The organism is Enterobacter sp. BIDMC 27, assembly GCF_000534415.1.
GTDB classification, from domain to species: Bacteria; Pseudomonadota; Gammaproteobacteria; order Enterobacterales; family Enterobacteriaceae; genus Enterobacter; species Enterobacter hormaechei_C.
In genome coordinates, this window is record NZ_KI973178.1 from 2,943,576 (window position 1) to 2,966,977 (window position 23,402).

Consider the following 23,402-nt stretch of genomic DNA (forward strand, 5'->3'; position numbering starts at 1 on the left):
GAGGGGCCATGGAGGCAAAAGCTCAGCGATACAAACTTGAACAGTTATGTAGCGTTAACCGCTACTCATGCCTGGTTGAAACATCAGGTGGTTATGCGCTTTTTCAGCCTGATCTTGTGCCCGACAACGGAACGCGCGTGCTGGTGCATGCGTTCGGCCAGCTACAGTTCGCGGTCGTTATGGGCGGTGCGCTCATCACCGAAGACGGTGAAAGCATAGAAGGTGATGCTTTAGATGAAGTCGATGTCATGGGAGTGGTGACCTTTTTTATCAATGGCGCTGCGGCGTTCACAGACGACAATCCGGTGATGTGATGTTTGCCTTAGTCGATGTGAACTCATTTTATGCCAGTTGCGAGACGGTGTTCAGGCCAGATCTGCGAGGCCGTCCGGTGGTCGTTCTGTCGAATAATGACGGTTGCGTAATCGCACGTAGCGCCGAGGCAAAGGCTGCCGGGATAGCGATGGGTGAGCCGTTCTTCAAGCAGAAGGAGTTGTTCCGGCGAGCTGGGGTTGTTTGCTTCAGCAGCAACTACGAGCTCTATGCAGACATGTCCAGCCGGGTAATGACCACGCTGGAAGAAATGAGCCCGCGCGTGGAAATTTACAGCATAGACGAAGCCTTTTGCGACCTGACCGGAGTAAGGAACTGCCGGGACCTGACTGAATTTGGGAAAGAAATCCGTGCGACGATATTACAGCGGACACATCTCACAGTCGGAGTCGGCATAGCCCAGACCAAGACGCTGGCGAAGCTGGCCAATCATGCTGCGAAAAAATGGCAACGGCAGACTGGCGGGGTGGTTGACCTCTCAAACGTCGACCGGCAGCGCAGGTTAATGGCACTGGTGCCGGTAGAGGATGTCTGGGGCGTTGGCCGGCGCATCAGCAAGAAGCTGAACGCTATGGGCATCAAAACGGCACTGGACCTCTCAGAACAAAGCACGTGGATTATCCGCAAGCACTTCAATGTCGTGCTGGAGCGAACCGTCCGGGAACTGCGCGGCGAGCCATGTCTGGATCTGGAGGAGTTCGCCCCGGTGAAGCAGGAAATCGTATGCAGCCGATCTTTTGGCGAACGCATTACTGACTATGAGCAAATGCGCCAGGCTATTTGCAGCTACGCGGCCCGTGGTGCTGAGAAGCTTCGTGGCGAGCACCAGTATTGCCGTTTTATCTCAGCTTTCGTTAAGACCTCTCCATTTGCCCTTAATGAGCCGTATTACGGAAACAGCGCATCGGTAAGGCTACTCACGCCAACTCAGGATAGCAGAGACATCATCAACGCCGCGGTAAAGTGTCTGGACATAATCTGGAAGGACGGTCACCGGTACCAGAAAGCGGGTGTCATGCTGGGCGACTTCTTCAGCCAGGGCGTGGCCCAGTTAAACCTGTTCGATGACAGTGCTCCCCGAGCTGGTAGTGAGAAGTTAATGGAAGTGCTGGATCACCTGAATGCAAAGGACGGAAAGGGTACGCTCTATTTTGCCGGACAGGGAATACAGCAGCAGTGGCAGATGAAGCGTGAAATGCTGTCGCCTCGATACACTACGAGATTTTCAGATTTGCTTGTTGTCCGATAAAAGAGGTGCGCACCTGATAAATCTTACAATCGGATCGGTGGTGATTATGCTGATGGTATGGGAAGGCGTAAAGCGGCAAGTTGCGAAACTGGAAGGAGCTACGCAAAGTTTTGGTAGTGGGGCATGGGTGGGACATAAAGTTACCGCGAAACGACGTTAGTTCATTGCACATGACAAATCGTATCGCGGCAACATAGCAGAAGTTACCGCACTTCAATCCAACATCAAGCCACTTCGTTAAAAGACTTAATAGTCTCCAGATGAAGATCGCCTGAAGTACCGGATTTCCGAGGAAAGGGATCAGGGTAATGACGTCGTGGCTGCTTAACGAGCTGCCGATCCCCAGCATGATCCCGCAAAAAGAGAGAAGCGCCACGGGCAGCATAAAGGTTTTACCCAGTTGCTGGAAAAACTCCCACAGCGATATTTTTTGTGCTGCTTTCGTCGTCATAAAACGACTCCTTAAATGGTAGAAAGAGATTTAACGACCTCGATGGGGCGAGAAGATAAAACGTTTTATCAAACTTTAGTGCGCGCTAAATCACATTCTCAGGCTTTTACTGGTAGTATAAAGATAACGTATTGATAAAACGTTTTAGCGATCTCATTATCAAGGAGTCACGCCACCACATGGCTGTAGCGAAAAAGATCACCATCAACGATGTCGCACTGGCGGCGGGGGTTTCCGTCAGCACCGTTTCGCTGGTATTGAGCGGGAAGGGGCGCATCTCTCCTGCAACGGGTCAGCGCGTCAACGAGGCCGTTGAGCAGTTAGGCTTTGTGCGTAATCGCCAGGCGTCGGCGCTGCGCGGTGGGCAAAGCGGGGTGATAGGGCTGATCGTTCGCGACCTCGCGTCGCCGTTTTATGCAGAACTGACCGCCGGGCTTACCGAGGCGCTTGAAGCGCAGGGGCGAATGGTTTTCCTGCTCCACGGTGGGCGCGAACCGGAGCAGCTGCTCTCCAGGCTGGATATGCTGCTGACGCAAGGGGTGGATGGGGTGATCGTGGCCGGCGCGTCCGGCGTGGGCAGTGAATTGTGTGAGCGCGCGGCGCAGAAAGGCGTACCGCTGGTGTTTGCGTCGCGCGCCAGCTATCTCGACGAAGCCGATACCCTTCGGCCAGATAACATGCAGGCCGCGCAAATGCTGACCGAGCATCTTATTCATCGCGGCCATCAGCGCATCGCCTGGCTCGGCGGTAAAAGCTCGTCCCTGACGCGTGCCGAGCGGGTGGGCGGTTACTGCTCCACGCTCATCAAATACGGCCTGCCGTTTCACAGCGAATGGGTGGTGGAGTGTGAATCCAGCCAGAAAAAAGCCGCGGAAGCCATCGGCACGCTGCTTCGCAACAGCCCGACGATCAGCGCGGTGATTTGCTATAACGACGTCATTGCGATGGGGGCGTGGTTCGGTTTGATCCGCGCCGGACGCCAGAGCGGTGAGGGCGGGGTAGAAACGTTCTTCGGCCATCAGGTGGCGCTGGGGGCGTTTGCGGATGTCGGTGAAAATGCGTTAGACGATCTCCCCATCGTCTGGGCGACGACGCCGGCTCGTGAAATGGGGTACACCCTGGCAGACAGGATCATGCAGCGCATTGAAAATACGGACGTGCAGGCCGGGCATCAGATTGTGGCTGCACGGTTAGTGACGGTGAAGTAAACGCTTTGCTTGCACGGGCCTGCAACGACTCAGGATCGGAGGCCGGGTAAGCGTCAGCGCCACCCGGCAATAAAAAACCCCTCATGCGAGGGGTTTTCGTTTACTGCTGCGGTACTGCCGGCGGCGCTGCCGGTTCAGCCGGTGCCGGCATGCCCAGCGTCGGCATACCAAACATACCGACAAACTCTTCCAGCGGCATTTTGTCGCCGTTGAGCGTCACCTGGCCATTAGCATATTGCAGGCTGGTGGAAATGGTGTTGTCTTCCACCTTCGTGATGCGGAACATCTGGCCCATCGCCGCCAGGCCTTTCACCTGCTGGTTTGCCAGTTTGCCTGCATCATCTTCACCATAACCTTCCAGCTTCGCAATCTGCGTCATGAACTCGGTCGCCATATCCATCGGGATAGTCAGCTTGCTGTCGAGCGACTTCACGCTGCGATCAACTTCCTGGGCAAGGGTCTGAGGTTCGCCGGTCGCAGCGGCCGGATCCTTCAGGAACAGCGACAGGTTGAAGTTGGTTTCGCCTTTGCCGTTTTTCCAGCTCAGTGGCGCAACGGTAATCACCGGCTCGCCCTTCAGCAGGATCGGCAGGTTATTAAACAGCACCGTCATCGCCTGCTGCTGGTACGCCTGCGGGTTCTGTTGCAGGGCGGCATCGGTCAGCAGAGCCTGGCTCTCTTTACTGTATTTCTGACTGAATTCATGCCACGCCTGGCCGTCAATGTTGCCGATTTTCAGAGACAGCTTACCGGTACCCAGATCCTGATTCTGTACTTTCAGGCTTTTCAGGCTGTAATCCAGCTGGGTGTTGATGCTTTTACCGTCTTTGGAGACGTCAGACTTACCGTCCAGATCCATGCCTTCCAGCACCGCCATCTCTTTGCCTTCGATCGCAATGGCGATCTTATCGAGGCTCAGTTTCTGGTCGCCGATACGCTCATCAAAATCGGTCATACGGCTATTGCCGCTGGCTTTAAGGTTGTTGAAGGTAAGCTGAACCTTCTGGTTATATTCATTGACTGAATTCACCAGGCCGCTGGCGGCATCGCCGGTCAGGGAGACATTCTTGCCGTCGCGATCGGCATCAAGCTGGAAATTACCGCCGCTGAAGGCGACTTTGTCAGTGCCTTGTTCGTAATTCAGGGCTTTCAGGTCGATGTCGGAATGCGTATCACCGGCATAGCTGATGCGGGTATTGATCTCAAACGGCGACTCATTTTTCGCCATATCGAAAATCGGCTTCGTCACCTCGTTATTCACCAGTACGGTTCTGGCGGATGCCATGGAGGGGATCAGGTTAAACTTTTTCAACTGCGCCAGCGGGAACGGACCGTGGCTGACCACTTCATCCAGCACCACGCTCTGGCCCGGTTTCAGCCAGGCGTTCTGATTACCCGCAACCGGCTTCACCACCACCTGCATATGGCTGGTAAACACGCCACGCTGGTAGTTCTGGTAGCTCAGCTCCAGACCTGCTTCAGGCGCGCTGCGCTTAATCTCGCTGTTTGCCTGCGTCATCATCTCTGCCAGACGGCTTTCCAGCTGTTTCCCGGTATACCAGGAAGCACCCGTCCAGATCACGCCTAAAGCAACAATCACTCCTACCGCTACGACCGATTTTTTCATTGCGATTATCCCTAAAATGAAACCAGGCGGTTAAAACCGCCTGGTGTTACAACGCCTGTTACTAGCTTAGCAAGAGTTGTTAAAAAATTCAGTAAGTCCCTAAAGCTTATTAAAAACACGCGCCAGGCGACCGGTACCGCTCACCCGGACAGGCGACTCGTTGGCCGCGACAAAGGCGGATTCACCCGGTTTAAGCACCAGACGCTCGCTATCTTTATGCAACGTCGCTTCGCCTTCTACACAGAACAGGATCGCTGCGCTCTCCTGTGCAATGGCGGTTTCGTCTGCGCTGAGGTCGTGCAGCGAGAAGGCAAAATCGTCAACCGGAATCGGGAAGTCCAGCTCTGCGCCGTTTTTCACCGGCTGCGTAAGCAGCTCCGCAGCAGGTTTCGCCACGAACTTCACGTTGGCAACCAGCTCAGGGATGTCGATGTATTTTGGCGTCAGGCCCGCGCGCAGTACGTTATCGGAGTTAGCCATCACCTCCAGCGCCACGCCGTTCAGGTAGGCGTGCGGGGTTTCAGCGAACAGGAACATCGCTTCGCCCGGGTTGAGCTTCACCACGTTCAGCAGCAGCGGAGAGAAGAGGCCGCTGTCGTCCGGATAAAACGCGGAAATTACGCGAATGGTGTCCCATGGCTCACCCTGCTGGCTGTTCAGCGCGGCTTTCAGCACCGCCAGCGCGTGGGATTTTTCCTCGCCCTGCATATTCAGCAGGCTGGCAAACAGCTCGCTCAAGGCTTCTGCGTTCGGGTTTTCCAGGAAATGGGCGATCGCGTTGTGAGCCCCGGCGACCGGTTGCAGCAGGGAGATGATCTCGGAAAACTCGCGGAAGGCATTCATCGCCAGGAAAGGGGTAAGGGCGAAAACCAGTTCCGGCTTGTGGTTAGGATCTTTGTAGTTACGCTCTGCGGCGTCTAACGGAATACCGGCGGCATTTTCTTTGGCAAAGCCCAGCTCAGAGGCTTTTTTGTTCGGGTGAACCTGAATGGAGAGCGGCTGGTCGGCGCACAATACCTTGAACAGAAACGGCAGCTCACCAAAACGATTCGCCACTTTATCGCCGAGCAGTGCGGCTTTGTCGGCGTCGATGACGTCACGCAGGCTGCGAACCTGGCCGCTGGCATCTTCAATTTTTGAGCTGCTCTTCGGATGCGCGCCCATCCACAGCTCTGCCATCGGCAGGTTGTCCGGGTTGGCGATACCGTAGAGATCCGTTAACGCAGTTTTACTTCCCCAGGCGTAGTTTTGCACTGAGTTGATGAGTTTTTGCATTATCAAGCCCTGATTCATAGGTGGAATTAACTCCGCGTATTAAAGCAATAAACCGAATGGAAGTAACCTGCGGATGTAAAAAGTCGTACTAGTCTCAGTTTTTGTTAAAAAATTGTGTAGGATAAGCTGACTCGCTTTTAAGCCGGGCAGCGGAACATCTGCCCTGAATAAACAGACCGAAGCAGTAAGTGAGAGAACAATGTCGAATAAACCCTTCCATTATCAGGATCCTTTCCCCCTCAGTCAGGATCAGACCGAGTATTACCTGTTAACCCGCGATTACGTTTCTGTCTCTGAGTTTGAAGGGCAGGAGATCCTCAAAGTTGACCCGCAGGCGCTGACGTTGCTGGCGCAGCAAGCCTTCCATGATGCTTCCTTTATGCTCCGTCCGGCGCATCAGCAGCAGGTTGCTGATATCCTGAGCGACCCGGAAGCCAGTGAGAACGATAAGTACGTTGCCCTGCAATTCCTGCGTAACTCTGATATCGCGGCGAAAGGCATTCTGCCGACCTGCCAGGACACCGGCACGGCGATTATCACCGGTAAAAAAGGCCAGCGCGTCTGGACCGGCGGCGGTGACGAAGCGGCGCTGGCGCGCGGCGTTTACAATACCTACACCGAAGACAACCTGCGCTATTCGCAAAACGCGGCGCTGGATATGTACAAAGAGGTGAACACCGGCACCAACCTGCCTGCGCAGATTGACCTCTACAGCGTCGACGGTGACGAGTACAAATTCCTCTGCATCGCCAAAGGCGGCGGTTCAGCCAACAAAACCTATCTTTACCAGGAAACCAAAGCGCTGCTTACCCCGGGCAAGCTGAAGAATTATCTGGTCGAGAAGATGCGCACCCTCGGCACCGCGGCCTGCCCGCCGTACCATATCGCGTTTGTGATTGGCGGTACGTCTGCCGAAAGCACCCTGAAAACCGTTAAGCTGGCCTCAACCAAATACTACGATGGCCTGCCAACGGAAGGTAACGAACATGGTCAGGCGTTCCGGGACGTGCAGCTTGAGCAGGAACTGCTGGCCGAAGCGCAGAATCTGGGCCTGGGCGCGCAGTTTGGCGGCAAATACTTCGCGCATGACATTCGCGTGATCCGCCTGCCGCGCCACGGTGCTTCCTGTCCGGTGGGCATGGGCGTCTCATGCTCGGCGGATCGCAACATCAAGGCGAAGATCAACCGCGACGGCATCTGGATCGAGAAGCTGGAGAACAACCCGGGCAAATATATTCCTGAAGAACTGCGTAAAGCGGGCGAGGGGGAAGCGGTTCGCGTGGACCTGAATCGTCCGATGAAAGAGATCCTCGCGCAGCTTTCGCAGTATCCGGTTTCAACGCGCCTTTCCCTGAACGGGACGATTATCGTGGGCCGCGACATCGCCCATGCGAAGCTGAAAGAGCGCCTGGACAACGGCGAAGGGCTGCCGCAGTACATTAAAGATCACCCGATCTACTACGCAGGCCCGGCAAAAACGCCTGATGGATATGCTTCCGGCTCGTTAGGCCCAACCACGGCGGGCCGTATGGACTCCTACGTCGACCAGTTGCAGGCCAACGGCGGCAGCATGATCATGCTGGCGAAAGGCAACCGCAGCCAGCAGGTGACGGACGCGTGCCACAAGCACGGCGGCTTCTACCTCGGCAGCATAGGCGGCCCGGCAGCGGTGCTGGCGCAGGGCAGTATCAAGAGCCTGGAGTGCGTGGAGTACCCGGAACTGGGTATGGAAGCGATCTGGAAAATTGAAGTGGAAGACTTCCCGGCGTTCATCCTCGTGGATGACAAAGGTAACGACTTCTTCAAACAGATCCAGTCTTCCCAGTGTTCGGCGTGTGTGAAGTAATTCTGTAAATTGCCGGGTGGCGCTGACGCTTACCCGGCCTGCATTCTCGTAGGTCGGGTAAGGCGCAGCCGCCACCCGACATCAAAAAGAGCGCACAAAGAGCCATAACGTTTCTCAGAAGTCATCAATACTTATCTCTTAAGCATGTGAGCAATCCCATCTTTGTTATCAAGGAGTAAGTAATGACAATGCATCGCCGCGAGAAAGACTCCATGGGCGCCATCGACGTCCCGGCCGACAAGCTATGGGGCGCACAAACCCAGCGTTCGCTGGAGCATTTCCGCATTTCGACAGAGAAAATGCCCGTCTCGCTAATCCAGGCGCTGGCGTTGACCAAACGCGCTACCGCCAAAGTCAATCAGGATCTGGGCCTGCTGGATGCCGATAAAGCCACCGCCATCATCAATGCCGCCGACGAAGTGCTGGCGGGCAAACATCCCGACGAATTCCCCCTTGCCATCTGGCAGACCGGCTCAGGCACCCAGAGCAACATGAACATGAACGAGGTGCTGGCGAACCGCGCAAGCGAGCTGCTTGGCGGCGTGCGCGGCATGGAGCGCAAGGTCCACCCGAACGATGACGTGAACAAAAGCCAGAGTTCCAACGACGTGTTCCCGACGGCCATGCACGTGGCGGCCGTCATCGCAATCCGCGAGCAGCTTATCCCGCAGCTCAACGTGCTTAAATCTACGCTTAACGAGAAAGCGCAGGCCTTCCGCGACATCGTTAAAATTGGTCGTACGCACCTTCAGGACGCCACGCCGCTGACGCTTGGTCAGGAGATCTCCGGCTGGGTGGCAATGCTGGAGCACAATCTTAAGCATATCGACAACAGCCTGCCGCATCTGGCGGAGCTGGCGCTCGGCGGGACGGCGGTGGGCACTGGCTTAAACACCCATCCCGGGTACGCGGTGCGCGTGGCCGAAGAGCTGGCGAAGATCACCGGGCAGCCGTTTGTTACCGCTCCGAATAAATTCGAAGCGCTGGCGACCTGTGATGCGCTGGTGCATACCCATGGCGCGCTGAAAGGGCTGGCGGCCTCGCTGATGAAAATTGCCAACGACGTGCGCTGGCTGGCCTCCGGCCCGCGCTGCGGCATCGGCGAAATCAGCATTCCGGAAAACGAGCCGGGCAGCTCCATTATGCCGGGTAAAGTGAACCCGACCCAGTGCGAAGCCATGACCATGCTGTGCTGTCAGGTGATGGGTAATGACGTGGCGGTTAACATGGGCGGCGCGTCGGGTAACTTCGAGCTTAACGTCTATCGTCCGATGGTGATCCACAACGTACTGCAATCGATTCGTCTGCTGGCCGATGGCATGGAGAGCTTTAACGAGCACTGCGCGGTGGGCATTGAGCCTAATCGCGAGCGAATCAGCCAGCTGCTGAATGAGTCTCTGATGCTGGTAACGGCGCTGAACACCCATATTGGTTATGACAAAGCGGCCGAAATCGCTAAAAAAGCGCACAAAGAGGGGCTTACCCTGAAAGCCTCTGCGCTGGCGATGGGCTACCTGACGGACGCCGAGTTTGATGCCTGGGTCCGCCCGGAAGCGATGGTGGGCAGCCTCAGATAATCACTGCGCCACATACAGGTGCAGCCGCGGAATAATCAGCTGTAGCGGCTGCGCCTGGGGTTTATAGCGATGCTGAACGTTTTCAGCATCGTAATTCAGCAGTTCCCCGATATCCGGCACCACCGCACCCTGATCGGCATCGTAGAGCGCAATCAGCGGCGTCGGGCAGGCGTATTGCACCTGCTTTTGTTGTCCGGCGTACCAGACGCGTGCGATAGGCTGTACCTTCACCGGACGCTTTATTTTAAGACGGGTATCAGCTGGCAGGGAGGCAATGCTGTGGTACTCCTGCTCCAGCCGTTCAATCCACTGTTCCCGCGACCACGGGGCGACCGTTCGCGGCGATTTCAGGCTTTTCTCCAGCTGAGCCAGGATCTCATCGCGCGTGAAATTTTTAATGATGTGCTTGTTGGCCCAGCCGAAGCGCAGCGTGGCGGGGTGGCGCAGTACCGTCAGCGTGCGGTAAGCATTCAGGGTGATCAGCCCCGGAAGCTGGCGATGCACCCATTCAAAACGGGCAGCCGGCGCCAGCCCGGACTCAACGGTTACAATCTTCTCAAACGCGGCTTTCAGCGTATTGATATGCGTAATCTGCGCCTCAATTCCTTCACGCGTTGCGGCATCCGTTTGCAGGCAGATGACGCCGGGCAGGCGAACGGCGGCCTTACTGCTGCGATTTTCGGACTGCTGCTGGATGAAAAGGCGACGAAAGTGCTGCAACGTCATTTCCAGCGCCGCCTTGCCAATATGCTGCGTCACCTCAATGGTGTTCAGCGGGTCGTGCTCCGCGCCTTTCGCCACCTCGGGCAGGGAAAAGACGCGGGCGGCCAGCAGGCGGCAGTCCTGAAGTTGCCCCGTGAGGGTCAGTAACGCCTGCTCTATTTCCCGAAATGTGGTGTTAAGCCTTTCGATGAGATCGTAAGTTGCCATGGCAGCCCTTAATTAGTTACAACATACTACTGATATAGCATAACACGCCGGGTCAGGCCAGCGTGCGGTTTAGGTCAGGCAGGTACGGGAAGGGGAAGATTGTGATAGATCGGCCAGCTAAAGACGAACCGGGCTCCACCCAGCTCGCTCGCTTCGCAGCGAACCGAACCGCCCATCGCCTGGGCAATAGAACGGACAATAGCCAGCCCCAGACCACAGCCGCCGGTAGCCCGGTCGCGGCTGGGATCGAGGCGCACAAACGGCTCAAAAACTTTTTCACGCTCCGCCGGCTCAATGCCGGGGCCATCGTCTTCCACACACAGAATCGCCTGGCTTCCCTGCAAATCTAAACCTATGCGCAGCGTCGTTTCGCTGTAGCGCATGGCGTTGTTCATCAGATTATCCAGCACGCGTTCCATCAGGCGCATGTCCAGTGCGCCGTACGCGCCGGGGGTAATGGCTGTCAGCAGTTTTCGCTGAGGGTTAACGCTCTGCACATCGTTAATATGCGTCTGTAGCCAGACGGGGAGATCCGGTGAACTGAGGTGCAACTCCGTCTGAGGCCGATCGAGGCGGGCATAGGTCAGCAGCTCTTCAATCAGCGCTTCAAGCTGGCCAATATCCCGATTGAGCGCCTGCGATTCCGCCCCGGTGAGGTTCTCGCTCATCTCCAGGCGATAACGCAGGCGTACCAGCGGAGTGCGCAGTTCATGCGCAATACCATCGATCAGCTGCTTCTTGCTGGCAATCAGGGCGTTGATGTTATCGGCCATCTGGTTGAAGGCAATACCGAGCCGGTCAAAACTGGAACCGCTGTCGAAATGTATGCGTTCAGTTAAATGACCCTCCCCAAAACGCTGTGCGGCGGATTCCAGTTTCAGCATGTCCTGCCAGTGCGGTCGCATCCAGATGAACACAGGTAAAGCGAGCGAAATGGCAATAAAGCCCAGCAGAGCGAGATCCAGCAGGCGCATCTGGTGCAGGTAATAGAGATAGGGCACTGGCCCGACGGCCAGAACATAATGGCTGCGCGGAATACGCTGAATGAAGGTATATTTCTCGTCCAGTGCGACGATGTCTCCGTCGCGCAGACGCTGCATCGCAGGCGGCGCTAAGTCAAAATCCTTCATGGGTTCGATACGCAAATCAAACGACAGATTCAGATCCAGCTCTTTTAACGTGCGCGCCCAGTCATGAGGAGGAATTTCTCGCAGCTCGCTACGCATCAGATAGAGCGAGCTTTTCATCAGATCGTCCAGGGATTGCCTGCCCGCGCGCTCTGCGGTGAATTTGTAGACCAGCCCGACCAGCATGGTCATCACCAGAAAGCAGACAAACAGCAGGAGATAAAACTGCACAAACAGCTTTTTCATTGGATAGCACCGCTAAATCAATCAATTAAGAACCCGGCTTTACTTCGTCAGCCCTGCGTGGGCATCCATATCACCACAGGAACGAAGAAGGTTGATGATACACTTTCTTCGGAAACAGAGGGAGCAAAGTGAGCAGCACGATTATGCGGAATAGTTAAATTTAAAGGGCAATGTCGTAAAAAAGCCTGCATTTTGCAGGCATTAATAATGATGGATTGTAATTTTTCTCATTCTGAGTGAAATAAATGCTGTGTTGTTAACCGGACTAGTGACAGAAAATATTATAAATATTGTTTGGCAGCATCAGATATTTCCTGAGAGGTAAGTTCCCTGTCTGAAGCAACATAGATAGAATTATGATCTCCCGTCAACGACGGAAAGCTTGCAGTCATGATCTGAAGATTAATTTCTTCACCATCCGGATATGTCTGGCGTACAGACGTTATGCCCTTAAGCACGATAATGACTTTGCTGGGGTTGGCATTAAAAAAAATGATCACCTTTTTCATATATCACTCTATATCTCTTTGTGATTGTGTAAGGTAAGTATGTTCCAGAAGCGTGGCTCCTTTCCATTTTTTGCTCTCTTTGGGAAATAAAAGCAAGCAATATCCTGCCTTAACGTGTATGGTGGCAATCCTTTTCATTCAGGAGCAGCCTATGTCGGGACGTAAAAACTCGCAACTTCGTCGCAATTATTTAGTCAAATGTTCATGTCCAAACTGCGCTAAAGAGTCAGAGCACAGTTTCACTCGCATACAAAAGGGGGCCCAGCTTGTCTGTCCCTACTGTAGCGCTTTGTTTAAATCCTCTCAGCGTCTCTGAAGAAATACTCATACAAGAAGTGGAAGAGACGATGTTTTTCGCGGCCGCCTGACCTCAATAACACTTTACTGATTTACAAGCAGTTAGCATCGGATTGTAGACTGCTTGTGCAGTCCACGAGCCAGAAGCAACATCATCGTCAACGCGGCTGTGTGCTGATATTATTTATCGCAAAGCGTTACATTCGCAGCAGCAGGGCCTTTATCGCCGCTTACGATGATAAATTCGACTTTCTGACCTTCAAAAAGTGTTTTGAAGTTCTCTCCCTGAAGGGCAGAGAAATGCACGAAAACATCTTTGCTGCCATCTACAGGGGAGATAAAACCAAAGCCTTTATCTTCCTTAAACCACTTAACCAGACCTAAAATTTTTGATGACATAAAGACTCCATTTGAACATTTCCGAAGTGATATAAAAGCTAATAAACATATAATGCTAAGTGTGGACTCAAAAGGAGGGGATATCAGCGATAGCGCCTGGTTATGAGAATTGTCATGCAACTTGTCCAACTATTATTGGATCGGACTAACGAGACCATTAATGCACGGGCAGGGTTAATTAGCAATTTTTATTTTAGCCTTCCGGATGGCTTGCTTAAAATTGCACAATAAAAATTAATTTGGTACAAGAAGCCAGAGTTGCCAGGCGTGACTACAGCCCAAATGTCCCCACAGGAGCATTTGGGCTGTAGTCACGGAGATTTATCCGGACAAAGGCGGTGCAGCAGAAATATTAATTATCTTGATCTCAATATTTCCGATTTTCGCTAATGTCTGGATTTACCTGTGCTGACAATCAGTGGGTTGGTGGCAAACCCATGCGGGCATTTCCGCGCGTTGCAATGCACCGCGTAAGTGCATATCTCCTCGTGCTGGTTTCGATTGTATGGGCAGGCCATCTTGTTTTTAATTTCACTCCACAACATTTCGTTGTAAGGTGATATGTTGTATATCGATATAGGCTTGAAAACACCATTTATGAAGACGCCATTTTTTGTCGGATATATCCTGTCACCGGGGTACAAATAGACATCGCTTTCATACCAAATGATGAGTTTCAAGAACTTGAGTCCCAAGATGCTTGAATAAACGATTCCCGTGTTAGGACAAATTACCGAGCTAATGACTCTCCATGACATTGCTATACCTCTTTCATTAAATAATTGAGAGAGTATAAGGTTTAGCATGAGAATTAGATTTCTGCAAACACGTAAGCTATTGAAAAAGATCGATATTATTTATATGTTTGCCATTATCCCCTTTGTTTTCATAAGGATAAGATAATGATTAAGTCAATTGTAAAGATCATTTTTAGCCTAATGTGCATTTAAGTGACGGATTTTTGATCGATGATGGTGCCTGCTCTGCTGAATATATATTGTACTATAGCAATCAAATACATTAGCGCTACTTTTGTTTACGCGAAAAATGCACATCGAAATAGAACTGGAGAGAGGAGTCAGACCAGGGGATATGTCATAACTGGCGATGCATATAATCGATAACTTTCGACGAACACCGATAACGATTCCGATGCATCGTCAGTTATTTTTCGAATATTCCTGTTTGCTCCTTTTTCAGGTTTCCCAGGCGTGCGGTGCAAACAGATAGCCCTTGTTGCGTACGGTTTTGATGCGGTAAGGTTCCGTGGCGTTATCCAACAGTTTTTTACGCAGTCGTGAAATCGCCACATCAACGCTACGATCCATTCCGTCGTAACTTACGCCGCGCAGATTTTTCAGTAATGCATCCCGGTCCATAATTTGTCCGGCATGGGTTGCCAGCTCCCACAGCAGGTCAAAATCTGCGGTTGAGAGCGCAATCAGCTCCCCGGAAAGCATAACCTGTCGGTTGACCGGGTCGATAGAAAGTGTGCCGAAACGCATCGCTTTATGCGGCGTTAAGGAGGGCGCAGGCGCTTCACGCTCAGCGCTGGCACGCTGACGCAGATGGAGGCGTAAACGGGCTAGCAGAACCGCCGGCGGCGTGGTTTTCAGGATGTAGTCGTTTGCGCCCATCTCAAGCGACAGAATATGATTCATATCGCTGTCGAGAGAGGTCAGCAGCACGATCGGGCCGTCCCATTTCGCGCGCAGATCCCGGCAGAGCGTCATACCATCTTTCCCGGGCAGCATGATGTCCAGCAACACCAGATCCGGATTTTCGCGGTTGACGACGTCTTCAGCGCGATCGCCACGAGGCTCGACAACCACTTCCATATCATGTTTACCCAGATAAGCGGCGATTAATTGCCCCACCTCGGGTTCATCTTCAACATAAACAATCTTATTCATACAACGTCTGTCATCGCGAAAAACGTCAACATACACCGCGCAACCTTAACCTTCCATTAATCTTTCAAAATTAGCCGGAGTTCCGTTATCCTGCACGGGAATGTTATTTGATTGTTAAGGGAAAAGAATGGGGCTGGTGATAAAAGCCGCGCTAGGTGCGCTGGTCGTGCTGCTGATTGGGGTGCTGGCTAAAACGAAGAACTACTACATTGCCGGGCTGATCCCGCTGTTTCCCACCTTTGCGTTAATCGCGCACTATATTGTGGCCTCTGAGCGGGGTATTGAGGCGCTGCGCGCCACCATTGTGTTCGGGATGTGGTCGATCATCCCGTATTTTATCTACCTGCTGTCGCTGTGGTACTTCACCGGTTTTCTGCGTCTGCCCATGGCGCTGGGCGGGGCGGTGGTCTGCTGGAGCCTCAGCGCCTGGGTGCTCATCTTCTTCTGGAGCCGCTTTCACTAGCGCAGGGGGCGGCCACCGTCCACGGCAAACGTTCGGCCCGTGACGTAACAGCTGGTCAGCAGATAATCGATCAGGTCGATCACCTCTTTCTCGCCGGGCGCAATTTTCATTAACGACTTGTTGAGCGCCTGCTGACGATACTCGGCATCATCGCCTTCGTTAAATAAAATCATCGCCGGAGCAATCGCGTTGACCTTTACCTCGGGCGCCAGCTTGCGTGCGAAAGAGCGGGTCATATTATCCAGCGCGGCTTTGCTGGCCGCATAGGCGATGTGTTTGTCGCTTCCTCGCTCCACCACGTAATCGGTGAAATGGATAATGTCGCCTGCGGCATGGCCGTGTCCGCGCAGCAAATCCTGTAGGGCATGGTTGAGCAGATAAGGCGCATTAACGTGGATCTGCATCATGCAGGCGAGCGTTTCGCTGAGTGAATGTCCTGCTTTTTCGGGAAGCCAGGTACTGGCGTTGTGAATAACCGCCCGCAGTCCGTGGGTGGTCGACTTCACTTTGTCCGCGAAGGCGAGAATACCTTCATCTGTGGAGAAATCCGCCTGAATGCAGACTGCTCCGGCATTTCGTAGCCCTTCAATGGAGGGATATTCCGTGCGGTAACTGACGATAACCGGATGGCGAAGATTGAGAAAGTGATGGGCGAGGGCGAGGCCAATGCGACGGCCTGCGCCAGTGATCAATATTGGGCGTTGCTGCGTGTGTCCCATCGTAATCTCCTTTTCAGTTCAACAATGGGACAGGCGGCGCTATCCCATTAACATCCACGTTGCCGGTACGGCAGCGACTAACAGCAAACCTATCAATGCCATTTCGCGGCGCTTAAGGGCATTATCAAGCTGATGTGTACGGCGAGCGTAGATAAACACCAGCAGGCCCGGCGCGTAGAGCACCACGGACAGCAGCAGATGCATCGGTCCGGAAGCATACAACAACCATAGACCGTAAATACAGGCGCCGACGCTTACCGCATAGTGTGCCGGGCGGGTCGCAATTTTTAACAGATATGCGCCCACTAAGAAATAGGGTACCAGAATCATCTCGGAGGCGATGGTCAGCAGCGTGTTATAGTCCGATCCTGTGAGCCAGATCAGCACCAGACAGACCTGCACGCTGATGTTGGTGAGCCACAGAGAGGCCGATGGCGCACTGTTTTTGTTCTGACGGGCAAACAGGCGCGGGAACGCTTTGTGCGTGGCGGCCAGGAACGGGACTTCCGCTGCCATAATGGTCCAGCTCAGATAGGCGCCGCAAACGGAAACAATCAGACCCGCCGCGATAATCACGTCCCCCCAGGGACCCAGCATTTTCACCATCAGCCCGGCCATGGACGGGTTACGCATTTCCGCCAGTTCAGGGCGGGCCACCACACCGAGCGACAACAGCGTCACCAGCAGATAAACGCCCAGCGCCGCCAGTACGGCCAACAGCGTGGCGCGTCCCACATCGCGCTTGTTACGCGCGCGGGCAGAGACCACGACGGCACCTTCAACGCCGATGAACACCCACAGAGTGATCAGCATGGTATTTTTCACCTGTTCCCAGACGGGGACGCCCAGCGCAATGCCGCTGAAATCGAGCGTAAAGACATCGAGACGGAAGGCGAGGAAGGCCAGCACGACGAACAGGCCAAGCGGCACCAGCTTGGCCAGCGTCGCCACCAGGTTAATGCTGGCTGCGGTCTGGACGCCACGCAAAATCAGCCAGTGAACTATCCACAGCAGGACCGAGGCGCCGACGATGGACTGCCAGGTATTGCCGTCGCCAAACAGGCGCAGTTCGGGCGTATCGGTAAAGAAGCTGAGCGCCGAGAAGACGATAACCAGATAGGAGACGTTGGCGATCACCGCGCACAGCCAGTAACCCCAGGCGGAGCAGAAGCCGATCAGCTCGCCGAAACCTTCCCGGGCGTAAGTGAATATTCCGCCGTCCAGATCCGGTCGGATACGGGTCAGCAGCAGCATGGCGAACGCCAGCAGCAAAATCCCGACACCGGTAATGCCCCAGCCAATCAGTAATGCGGCCGGGCTGGCGACGGCCGCCATGTTCTGCGGCAAACTGAATACGCCCGCGCCCAGCATTGAGCTCAATACAAGTGCAGTTAAAGCACTCAGGCCAAGTTTCTTTTCCATTGGCTTCCTGTTATGAAAAGTCCAAATCCAGAATAATTATTTCGCTAAGGCGCATAAAAATGGTGGATCACGCTAAGGCGCGGGATTTTACGGAGTGTGAAGGATGCATGCAATGACGTGTGGCAGAAATCAGAAAAAAAGTAACAAAAAAGGCGGCACTGCGCCGCCTTTATGAAACCGTTTTGTTACTTGTACAGATCGGCGCTGATGGTCAGGTTGTTACCACGTTCCTGCCACTGGCGGGTGATGTGGTAATACTTCGCGCCTTTCTTCGCAGCACGCTTCGCCACCTGATAGGAGATTTCCGTCATGTTGCCATAGTTGCCCGTAAACTTGATGCTGTCGAACGGAACCATCTGCGCGGCAGTGGCTTTGTTCAGCTCTTCAATTTTCGTGCCGTCTGGTAACGTAACGGTATAACGACCGCCTTTGGTGGATTGGGTTTCAAAGAAACGACCCACTTCAGCGCTTGGTGCCGCCGAGGTTGCAACGCCCGGAATTTCCACTTTCTTCGCTTCTTCACCGCCTTTCGCTAACGCGGCACGTCCCGCATCTGAATCCGCTGGAATGGCATCCGGGCTTTGTACTACGCGTTTTTTCGCATCTTGCTTATAGATGAAGGCGGTGATGCGCTGGTTTCCGCCCTGGTTGGCATCAACCTGACGCACGATATAGAACGCGTAAGCGCCTTTTTCTCTCGCGGCTTTGGTGATGGCATCGTTAACTTCAGGCTGGCTGCGGTAGAAGCCCTGAACGGTCACGGTGTCATACGGTTCCAGCTGAACAGCCTGATCTTTCGGCAGTTCAACAATGCCGTTAATCACGCGGTTTTTCTGTTCATCTGCTTTTGGGGCATTCTCTTTGTACAGCGCAATCGTCACGCGCTGGTTGCCGCTGTTGCCCTGATCGGACTGGTCAACAACGTAAAACGAGGCAGCGCCGTTTTTATCGGCGGCTTTTGATGCGGCGGCGACGGCATCGCCAATAGAGTTATAGCGACCCACAATGACCGTATGGTCAAAAGGTTTTAACGCTGCCGCTTGCTCCGGCGTCAACTCTGTCGCGGCATTCGCAGACAGGGCGGTCGCGGAAAGAAGTGCGGACGCCAGGAGTGTGTTCTTAAGCTTCATAAAAATAATCCTTCGCCTTGCGCAAACCATGTACTGGTGTTGTTGTTAATTTGAGACGGTCCCGATTATGGCATTTAACACCCGTCGCTGTCTGCGGCATTTTTCACAGCCTGTGCTCACCAAAGGACCTGATTCGATAACATTTTGTGATATGTGGAAAAAACAGGCGTTTCACAAGCAAAACTGATTAAGCATATGACTTTTACAAGTTAATTTAATGTTAATGAGTTGTTCTTTTATGGCGCTATATCATGTTTTTACCGCTTCGCTTGCGCGATTTATCGGTCCTGAAGGCGAATTTAAGGTAAATATCTCTGTCAGTGACCCCGATCGCTTATTTTTCACAGATAAAGTAAGAAATAGTGTTTTCTGGCGGTAGATCACGGGCGCTATTTTCAGTAGGTTATAGAAAGTTTGTTACTGTTTTATTTTCCGGGGTTAATCATTCTCCGTCGATATCTCGATGGTGAAAATTGATACAAACCGTGGGCAATTATCGACAAACCATCATCAAAAACCGATGGAAGGGAAAACTATGCGTATTGGGGTACCAAAAGAACGGTTAGCCAATGAAACCCGCGTAGCGGCAACACCAAAAACGGTGGAGCAACTGCTTAAACTGGGTTTTACCGTCGCGATTGAAAGCGGCGCGGGCAAACTGGCGAGTTTCGATGACGAGGCCTTTACTCAGGCTGGCGCGGACGTAGTGGACGGTGCTGAGGTCTGGCAATCACCCATCATTCTGAAGGTCAACGCACCGGAAGAGAGTGAAATTGAACTGCTGAACGCGGGCACGACGCTGGTGAGCTTTGTCTGGCCAGCCCAAAACCCGGAGCTGATGGAGAAGCTGGCAGCACGCGGTGTCACCGTGATGGCGATGGACTCCGTGCCGCGTATTTCGCGCGCGCAGTCTCTGGATGCGCTGAGCTCCATGGCGAACATTGCCGGCTATCGCGCCATTGTCGAAGCTGCGCATGAGTTTGGTCGCTTCTTTACCGGTCAGATTACGGCGGCAGGTAAAGTACCACCCGCGAAGGTGATGGTGATTGGTGCCGGTGTGGCAGGTCTTGCCGCTATCGGGGCCGCAAACAGCCTGGGCGCTATTGTTCGCGCGTTTGATACCCGGCCGGAAGTGAAGGAGCAGGTGCAGAGTATGGGCGCCGAATTCCTTGAGCTGGACTTCAAGGAAGAAGCGGGCAGCGGTGATGGTTACGCGAAGGTCATGTCTGAAGCCTTTATTAAGGCGGAAATGGCGCTCTTTGCGGCGCAGGCAAAAGAGGTGGACATCATTGTCACCACCGCGCTTATTCCGGGTAAACCGGCGCCGAAGCTGATCACCCGTGAGATGGTGGATTCCATGCAGCCGGGCAGCGTTATTGTCGATCTGGCGGCGCAAAACGGCGGTAACTGTGAGTATACCGTGCCAAACCAGGTCACGACGACCGCGAACGGCGTGAAGGTGATCGGTTATACCGACCTGCCAGGGCGTCTGCCAACCCAGTCCTCTCAGCTGTACGGCACGAACCTCGTTAACCTGCTGAAGCTGCTCTGCAAAGAGAGAGACGGCAACATTACCGTTGATTTTGATGATGTGGTGGTGCGTGGCGTTACCGTGGTGCGTGAAGGGGAAATCACATGGCCTGCACCGCCGATTCAGGTTTCCGCTCAACCTCAGGCTGCGCCGAAAGCGGCGCCAGAGCCCGCGGAGCCAGCAAAACCTGCGTCGCCGTGGCGCAAATACGCCATCATGGCGCTGGTTATTATCCTGTTTGGCTGGCTGGCGGATGTCGCGCCAAAAGAGTTCCTTGGCCACTTCACCGTCTTCGCGCTCTCCTGCGTGGTGGGTTACTACGTCGTGTGGAACGTTTCTCATGCGCTGCATACCCCGCTGATGTCGGTCACCAATGCCATCTCCGGGATTATCGTGGTTGGGGCATTGCTGCAAATTGGTCATGGCGGCTGGATCAGCTTCCTGAGCTTCATTGCGGTGCTGATCGCCAGTATCAATATTTTCGGTGGTTTCACCGTGACTCAGCGCATGCTGAAAATGTTTCGTAAAGGCTAAGGGGTAGCATATGTCTGGAGGATTAGTTACAGCCGCATACATTGTTGCTGCAATCCTGTTTATTTTCAGTCTGGCGGGGCTTTCCAAACACGAAACGTCTCAGCAGGGAAATAACTTTGGTATCGCCGGGATGGCGATTGCGCTGATTGCCACCATCTTTGGGCCGGACACCGGCAACGTGGCGTGGATCCTGGTGGCGATGATCATCGGCGGCGCGATTGGTATTCGTCTGGCGAAACGCGTTGAAATGACCGAGATGCCGGAGCTGGTTGCCATTCTGCACAGCTTCGTGGGTCTGGCGGCGGTGCTGGTGGGCTTCAACAGCTACCTGTACCACGAACCGGGCCTGGAGCCGATTCTGGTGAACATCCACCTGACCGAAGTGTTCCTCGGCATCTTCATCGGTGCGGTGACCTTCACCGGGTCGATTGTGGCGTTCGGCAAGCTGCGCGGGAAGATCTCTTCCAAACCGCTGATGCTGCCTAACCGCCACAAGCTGAACCTGGCGGCGCTGGTCGTTTCCTTTGTGCTGCTGGTGGTCTTCGTGCGTACCGAAAGCGTAGGCTTGCAGGTGCTGGCGTTACTGGTGATGACCATCATCGCGCTGGCCTTCGGCTGGCATCTGGTGGCGTCTATCGGCGGAGCAGATATGCCGGTGGTGGTTTCCATGCTGAACTCCTACTCCGGTTGGGCGGCGGCGGCGGCAGGCTTTATGCTGAGCAACGACCTGCTGATTGTCACCGGTGCGCTGGTCGGTTCTTCCGGTGCGATCCTGTCTTACATCATGTGTAAGGCGATGAACCGTTCGTTTATCAGCGTCATCGCGGGTGGCTTCGGTTCTGACGGCTCATCAACCGGTTCTGATGAGGAAGTGGGTGAACACCGTGAAATCAGCGCGGAAGACACCGCAGAGATGCTGAAAAACTCGCATTCCGTCATCATCACCCCAGGCTATGGCATGGCGGTGGCGCAGGCGCAGTACCCGGTGGCGGAAATCACCGAGAAACTCCGCGCGCGCGGCATCAAGGTCCGCTTTGGTATTCACCCGGTGGCGGGGCGTCTGCCAGGCCACATGAACGTGCTGCTGGCGGAAGCGAAGGTGCCTTACGACATTGTGCTGGAAATGGACGAGATCAACGATGATTTCGCCGACACCGACACCGTGCTGGTGATTGGCGCCAACGACACCGTTAACCCGGCAGCGCAGGACGACCCGCGTAGTCCGATTGCGGGTATGCCTGTTCTCGAAGTGTGGAAGGCGCAGAACGTCATTGTCTTCAAACGCTCTATGAACACCGGCTATGCTGGCGTCCAGAACCCGCTGTTCTTTAAAGATAACACCCACATGCTGTTTGGCGACGCCAAGGCCAGCGTGGATGCGATCCTGAAAGCGCTGTAATTGCGCTTCATCCTGACAAACCGCCCCCTGGGGCGGTTTTCTTATTTCTGCGGCCAGCTTTTCTCCTCTGTCTATACTTTACCCTTTGTGTAATACGAGGAGGTGTAATGCGATTTTTGTCCCGCTTCGACATCATCGAGCTGATGATGACGCCATCTTTCTGGATCGGCGTCGCCACGGTGGTTTTTGTGACTCTGCTGGTGTACTGGCTGCTGACGCGTCTGATTGCCTTCGTTAAGAAAGGGATCACTACCTGGGGCGACAAGCACCCCACCACCAACCGGATGCGTTTTATCCTGACGGATATGCTTAACCGCACCAGCCGCGTCCTGCTTTTTGTCGTGGCGCTGTTATTCAGCCTGCGTTTCGTCGACTTACCGGATCATCTCTTTGGTACCGTGAGCCACGCCTGGTTCCTGGTCTTCGCTATCCAGGTGGCGCTGTGGATGGATCAGGGGGTGGTGTCGTGGCTTCGTCACGTCATGCTGGCGCCGGGAAGCCATAAAAACCCGGTGACGCTGGTGATCACGGGGCTTATCCTCCGTGCCATAGTCTGGTCAGTGATGCTGCTGTCTATTCTTGCTAACGCGGGCGTCAACATCACTGCTCTGGTTGCCAGCCTTGGGGTAGGGGGTATTGCAATCGCCCTCGCGGTGCAAACGATCCTGAGCGACGTGTTTGCATCGCTTTCCATCGGTTTTGATAAGCCGTTCGAAATTGGCGATTTTGTGGTGTTTAACGATGTCGCCGGGACGGTAGAGCACATTGGCCTGAAAACCACCCGTATCCGCAGCCTGAGCGGGGAGCAGATTGTCTGCGGGAACGCCATTCTGCTGCAACAGACGCTGCATAACTACAAACGGATGCAAACGCGCCGGATCGTCTTTACCTTCGGGGTTGCCAGCGACACGGCGCCGGACAAACTGCGTTCAGTGGGTGATATGGTCAAACAGATCATTACCGACGTCGGGGAAACGAAGTTTGACCGCGCCCATTTCCTGGGCTTCGATCGCGATCGCCTGACCTTCGAGGTGGTCCATATCGTTAATACGGCGGACTACAACAAGTACATGGATATTCAGCAGGAGATCAATATCCGTATTCTGGAGGGGCTGAACCAGCAGGAGATCAAGCTGGCGCTGCCGAGCATGGTTCTGCACGCGCCCTGGATGAATGCCGGCGACGAGGCACCGACGCAGCGGTTGAGCGAAGCGTAA

21 protein-coding genes and 1 pseudogene are annotated in these 23,402 nt (G+C 54.2%); 10 read left to right on the forward strand and 12 right to left on the reverse strand.

Features of this window, described 5'->3' with window-relative positions:
• Nucleotides 1-8: 8 nt before the first annotated feature.
• Nucleotides 9-314, forward strand: a complete 306-nt coding sequence (locus L463_RS08715; protein ID WP_032104711.1) for a hypothetical protein — start codon at nucleotides 9-11, stop codon at nucleotides 312-314.
• The gene (locus L463_RS08710) at nucleotides 314-1,582 is read left to right on the forward strand and encodes a Y-family DNA polymerase (protein WP_032104712.1); all 1,269 of its coding nucleotides are present in this window, start codon (nucleotides 314-316) and stop codon (nucleotides 1,580-1,582) included. Before L463_RS08715 ends, L463_RS08710 begins: the two co-directional genes overlap by 1 nt.
• 256 nt (nucleotides 1,583-1,838) lie before the next feature.
• Here L463_RS08710 and L463_RS0122810 read toward each other — a convergent pair.
• Nucleotides 1,839-2,033, reverse strand: a pseudogene (locus tag L463_RS0122810) (PTS sugar transporter subunit IIBC); the annotation flags it as partial.
• Nucleotides 2,034-2,212: 179 nt separating this feature from the next.
• Between L463_RS0122810 and L463_RS08705 the strand changes: the two are divergent.
• Complete coding sequence (locus L463_RS08705; RefSeq protein ID WP_022647925.1) at nucleotides 2,213-3,241, forward strand: Mal regulon transcriptional regulator MalI; 1,029 nt, start codon at nucleotides 2,213-2,215, stop codon at nucleotides 3,239-3,241.
• A gap of 100 nt (nucleotides 3,242-3,341) precedes the next feature.
• Here the strand turns inward: L463_RS08705 and L463_RS08700 are convergent, their stop codons facing one another.
• The gene (locus L463_RS08700) at nucleotides 3,342-4,868 is read right to left on the reverse strand and encodes a YdgA family protein (RefSeq protein WP_023296462.1); all 1,527 of its coding nucleotides are present in this window, start codon (nucleotides 4,866-4,868) and stop codon (nucleotides 3,342-3,344) included.
• Between the two features lie 99 nt (nucleotides 4,869-4,967).
• Nucleotides 4,968-6,143 (reverse strand): mannose-6-phosphate isomerase, encoded by a 1,176-nt coding sequence (gene manA, locus L463_RS08695; RefSeq protein WP_003857564.1) that lies wholly within the window; start codon nucleotides 6,141-6,143, stop codon nucleotides 4,968-4,970.
• A gap of 199 nt (nucleotides 6,144-6,342) precedes the next feature.
• On the opposite strand from manA, the gene fumA reads away from it, so the two are divergent.
• On the forward strand, nucleotides 6,343-7,989 hold the full coding sequence (gene fumA, locus L463_RS08690) for a class I fumarate hydratase FumA (protein WP_015570656.1): 1,647 nt from the start codon (nucleotides 6,343-6,345) through the stop codon (nucleotides 7,987-7,989).
• A 182-nt stretch (nucleotides 7,990-8,171) separates the two neighbouring features.
• The gene (gene fumC / locus L463_RS08685) at nucleotides 8,172-9,566 is read left to right on the forward strand and encodes a class II fumarate hydratase (RefSeq protein ID WP_032104713.1); all 1,395 of its coding nucleotides are present in this window, start codon (nucleotides 8,172-8,174) and stop codon (nucleotides 9,564-9,566) included.
• Here fumC and tus read toward each other — a convergent pair whose 3' ends face one another.
• The 3 genes from tus to L463_RS08670 form a co-directional block, all read right to left on the reverse strand.
• A complete protein-coding gene (gene tus, locus L463_RS08680; RefSeq protein WP_023296464.1) occupies nucleotides 9,567-10,496 on the reverse strand; it encodes a DNA replication terminus site-binding protein in 930 nt (309 codons plus the stop codon).
• Nucleotides 10,497-10,570: 74 nt separating this feature from the next.
• Nucleotides 10,571-11,869 (reverse strand): two-component system sensor histidine kinase RstB, encoded by a 1,299-nt coding sequence (rstB, locus tag L463_RS08675; RefSeq protein WP_023296465.1) that lies wholly within the window; start codon nucleotides 11,867-11,869, stop codon nucleotides 10,571-10,573.
• A gap of 281 nt (nucleotides 11,870-12,150) precedes the next feature.
• Entirely contained in the window at nucleotides 12,151-12,378 is a 228-nt protein-coding gene (locus tag L463_RS08670) for a hypothetical protein (RefSeq protein ID WP_017384578.1), read from the reverse strand.
• A 151-nt stretch (nucleotides 12,379-12,529) separates the two neighbouring features.
• On the opposite strand from L463_RS08670, the gene L463_RS24485 reads away from it, so the two are divergent.
• On the forward strand, nucleotides 12,530-12,694 hold the full coding sequence (locus L463_RS24485) for a YnfU family zinc-binding protein (RefSeq protein WP_213083756.1): 165 nt from the start codon (nucleotides 12,530-12,532) through the stop codon (nucleotides 12,692-12,694).
• A 161-nt stretch (nucleotides 12,695-12,855) separates the two neighbouring features.
• Here the strand turns inward: L463_RS24485 and L463_RS08665 are convergent, their stop codons facing one another.
• From L463_RS08665 to rstA, 3 genes are all read right to left on the reverse strand, one after another.
• Nucleotides 12,856-13,074: a cold shock domain-containing protein gene (locus L463_RS08665; protein WP_017384577.1), complete on the reverse strand. Its 219-nt coding sequence runs from the start codon at nucleotides 13,072-13,074 to the stop codon at nucleotides 12,856-12,858.
• 386 nt (nucleotides 13,075-13,460) lie between these two features.
• Nucleotides 13,461-13,880 carry an anti-adapter protein IraM gene (gene iraM / locus L463_RS08660; protein ID WP_015570651.1) on the reverse strand — a complete coding sequence of 140 codons (420 nt, stop codon included), beginning with the start codon at nucleotides 13,878-13,880 and terminating at the stop codon, nucleotides 13,461-13,463.
• Between the two features lie 390 nt (nucleotides 13,881-14,270).
• Complete coding sequence (rstA, locus tag L463_RS08655) at nucleotides 14,271-14,987, reverse strand: two-component system response regulator RstA (protein WP_015570649.1); 717 nt, start codon at nucleotides 14,985-14,987, stop codon at nucleotides 14,271-14,273.
• A 127-nt stretch (nucleotides 14,988-15,114) separates the two neighbouring features.
• Between rstA and L463_RS08650 the strand changes: the two genes are divergently transcribed.
• Nucleotides 15,115-15,450, forward strand: a complete 336-nt coding sequence (locus L463_RS08650) for a GlpM family protein (RefSeq protein ID WP_015570648.1) — start codon at nucleotides 15,115-15,117, stop codon at nucleotides 15,448-15,450.
• Here the strand turns inward: L463_RS08650 and folM are convergent.
• From folM to ydgH, 3 genes are all read right to left on the reverse strand, one after another.
• Nucleotides 15,447-16,169, reverse strand: a complete 723-nt coding sequence (gene folM / locus L463_RS08645; RefSeq protein ID WP_003857550.1) for a dihydromonapterin reductase — start codon at nucleotides 16,167-16,169, stop codon at nucleotides 15,447-15,449. The two genes, L463_RS08650 and folM, sit on opposite strands and share 4 nt — an antisense overlap.
• A 39-nt stretch (nucleotides 16,170-16,208) precedes the next feature.
• Nucleotides 16,209-17,591, reverse strand: a complete 1,383-nt coding sequence (locus L463_RS08640) for an amino acid permease (protein ID WP_023296510.1) — start codon at nucleotides 17,589-17,591, stop codon at nucleotides 16,209-16,211.
• A gap of 185 nt (nucleotides 17,592-17,776) precedes the next feature.
• Complete coding sequence (gene ydgH, locus L463_RS08635) at nucleotides 17,777-18,721, reverse strand: DUF1471 family protein YdgH (RefSeq protein ID WP_000769339.1); 945 nt, start codon at nucleotides 18,719-18,721, stop codon at nucleotides 17,777-17,779.
• Between the two features lie 535 nt (nucleotides 18,722-19,256).
• Between ydgH and pntA the strand changes: the two genes are divergently transcribed.
• The 3 genes from pntA (at nucleotide 19,257) to L463_RS08620 (ending at nucleotide 23,402) form a co-directional block, all read left to right on the forward strand.
• Nucleotides 19,257-20,786 (forward strand): Re/Si-specific NAD(P)(+) transhydrogenase subunit alpha, encoded by a 1,530-nt coding sequence (gene pntA / locus L463_RS08630; protein WP_023296511.1) that lies wholly within the window; start codon nucleotides 19,257-19,259, stop codon nucleotides 20,784-20,786.
• A 10-nt stretch (nucleotides 20,787-20,796) separates the two neighbouring features.
• Nucleotides 20,797-22,185: a Re/Si-specific NAD(P)(+) transhydrogenase subunit beta gene (gene pntB, locus L463_RS08625; RefSeq protein ID WP_003857541.1), complete on the forward strand. Its 1,389-nt coding sequence runs from the start codon at nucleotides 20,797-20,799 to the stop codon at nucleotides 22,183-22,185.
• A gap of 107 nt (nucleotides 22,186-22,292) precedes the next feature.
• Nucleotides 22,293-23,402 (forward strand): mechanosensitive ion channel family protein, encoded by a 1,110-nt coding sequence (locus tag L463_RS08620; RefSeq protein WP_032619779.1) that lies wholly within the window; start codon nucleotides 22,293-22,295, stop codon nucleotides 23,400-23,402.

What these genes read in the sequence shown, in the direction of transcription:
- L463_RS08715 (WP_032104711.1), top strand. Translation starts at nt 9, where the DNA reads ATGGAGGCAAAAGCTCAGCGATACAAACTTGAACAGTTATGTAGCGTT.
- L463_RS08710 (WP_032104712.1), top strand. Translation starts at nt 314, where the DNA reads ATGTTTGCCTTAGTCGATGTGAACTCATTTTATGCCAGTTGCGAGACG.
- L463_RS08705 (WP_022647925.1), top strand. Translation starts at nt 2,213, where the DNA reads ATGGCTGTAGCGAAAAAGATCACCATCAACGATGTCGCACTGGCGGCG.
- L463_RS08700 (WP_023296462.1), bottom strand. Translation starts at nt 4,868, where the DNA reads ATGAAAAAATCGGTCGTAGCGGTAGGAGTGATTGTTGCTTTAGGCGTG.
- manA (WP_003857564.1), bottom strand. Translation starts at nt 6,143, where the DNA reads ATGCAAAAACTCATCAACTCAGTGCAAAACTACGCCTGGGGAAGTAAA.
- fumA (WP_015570656.1), top strand. Translation starts at nt 6,343, where the DNA reads ATGTCGAATAAACCCTTCCATTATCAGGATCCTTTCCCCCTCAGTCAG.
- fumC (WP_032104713.1), top strand. Translation starts at nt 8,172, where the DNA reads ATGACAATGCATCGCCGCGAGAAAGACTCCATGGGCGCCATCGACGTC.
- tus (WP_023296464.1), bottom strand. Translation starts at nt 10,496, where the DNA reads ATGGCAACTTACGATCTCATCGAAAGGCTTAACACCACATTTCGGGAA.
- rstB (WP_023296465.1), bottom strand. Translation starts at nt 11,869, where the DNA reads ATGAAAAAGCTGTTTGTGCAGTTTTATCTCCTGCTGTTTGTCTGCTTT.
- L463_RS08670 (WP_017384578.1), bottom strand. Translation starts at nt 12,378, where the DNA reads ATGAAAAAGGTGATCATTTTTTTTAATGCCAACCCCAGCAAAGTCATT.
- L463_RS24485 (WP_213083756.1), top strand. Translation starts at nt 12,530, where the DNA reads ATGTCGGGACGTAAAAACTCGCAACTTCGTCGCAATTATTTAGTCAAA.
- L463_RS08665 (WP_017384577.1), bottom strand. Translation starts at nt 13,074, where the DNA reads ATGTCATCAAAAATTTTAGGTCTGGTTAAGTGGTTTAAGGAAGATAAA.
- iraM (WP_015570651.1), bottom strand. Translation starts at nt 13,880, where the DNA reads ATGCTAAACCTTATACTCTCTCAATTATTTAATGAAAGAGGTATAGCA.
- rstA (WP_015570649.1), bottom strand. Translation starts at nt 14,987, where the DNA reads ATGAATAAGATTGTTTATGTTGAAGATGAACCCGAGGTGGGGCAATTA.
- L463_RS08650 (WP_015570648.1), top strand. Translation starts at nt 15,115, where the DNA reads ATGGGGCTGGTGATAAAAGCCGCGCTAGGTGCGCTGGTCGTGCTGCTG.
- folM (WP_003857550.1), bottom strand. Translation starts at nt 16,169, where the DNA reads ATGGGACACACGCAGCAACGCCCAATATTGATCACTGGCGCAGGCCGT.
- L463_RS08640 (WP_023296510.1), bottom strand. Translation starts at nt 17,591, where the DNA reads ATGGAAAAGAAACTTGGCCTGAGTGCTTTAACTGCACTTGTATTGAGC.
- ydgH (WP_000769339.1), bottom strand. Translation starts at nt 18,721, where the DNA reads ATGAAGCTTAAGAACACACTCCTGGCGTCCGCACTTCTTTCCGCGACC.
- pntA (WP_023296511.1), top strand. Translation starts at nt 19,257, where the DNA reads ATGCGTATTGGGGTACCAAAAGAACGGTTAGCCAATGAAACCCGCGTA.
- pntB (WP_003857541.1), top strand. Translation starts at nt 20,797, where the DNA reads ATGTCTGGAGGATTAGTTACAGCCGCATACATTGTTGCTGCAATCCTG.
- L463_RS08620 (WP_032619779.1), top strand. Translation starts at nt 22,293, where the DNA reads ATGCGATTTTTGTCCCGCTTCGACATCATCGAGCTGATGATGACGCCA.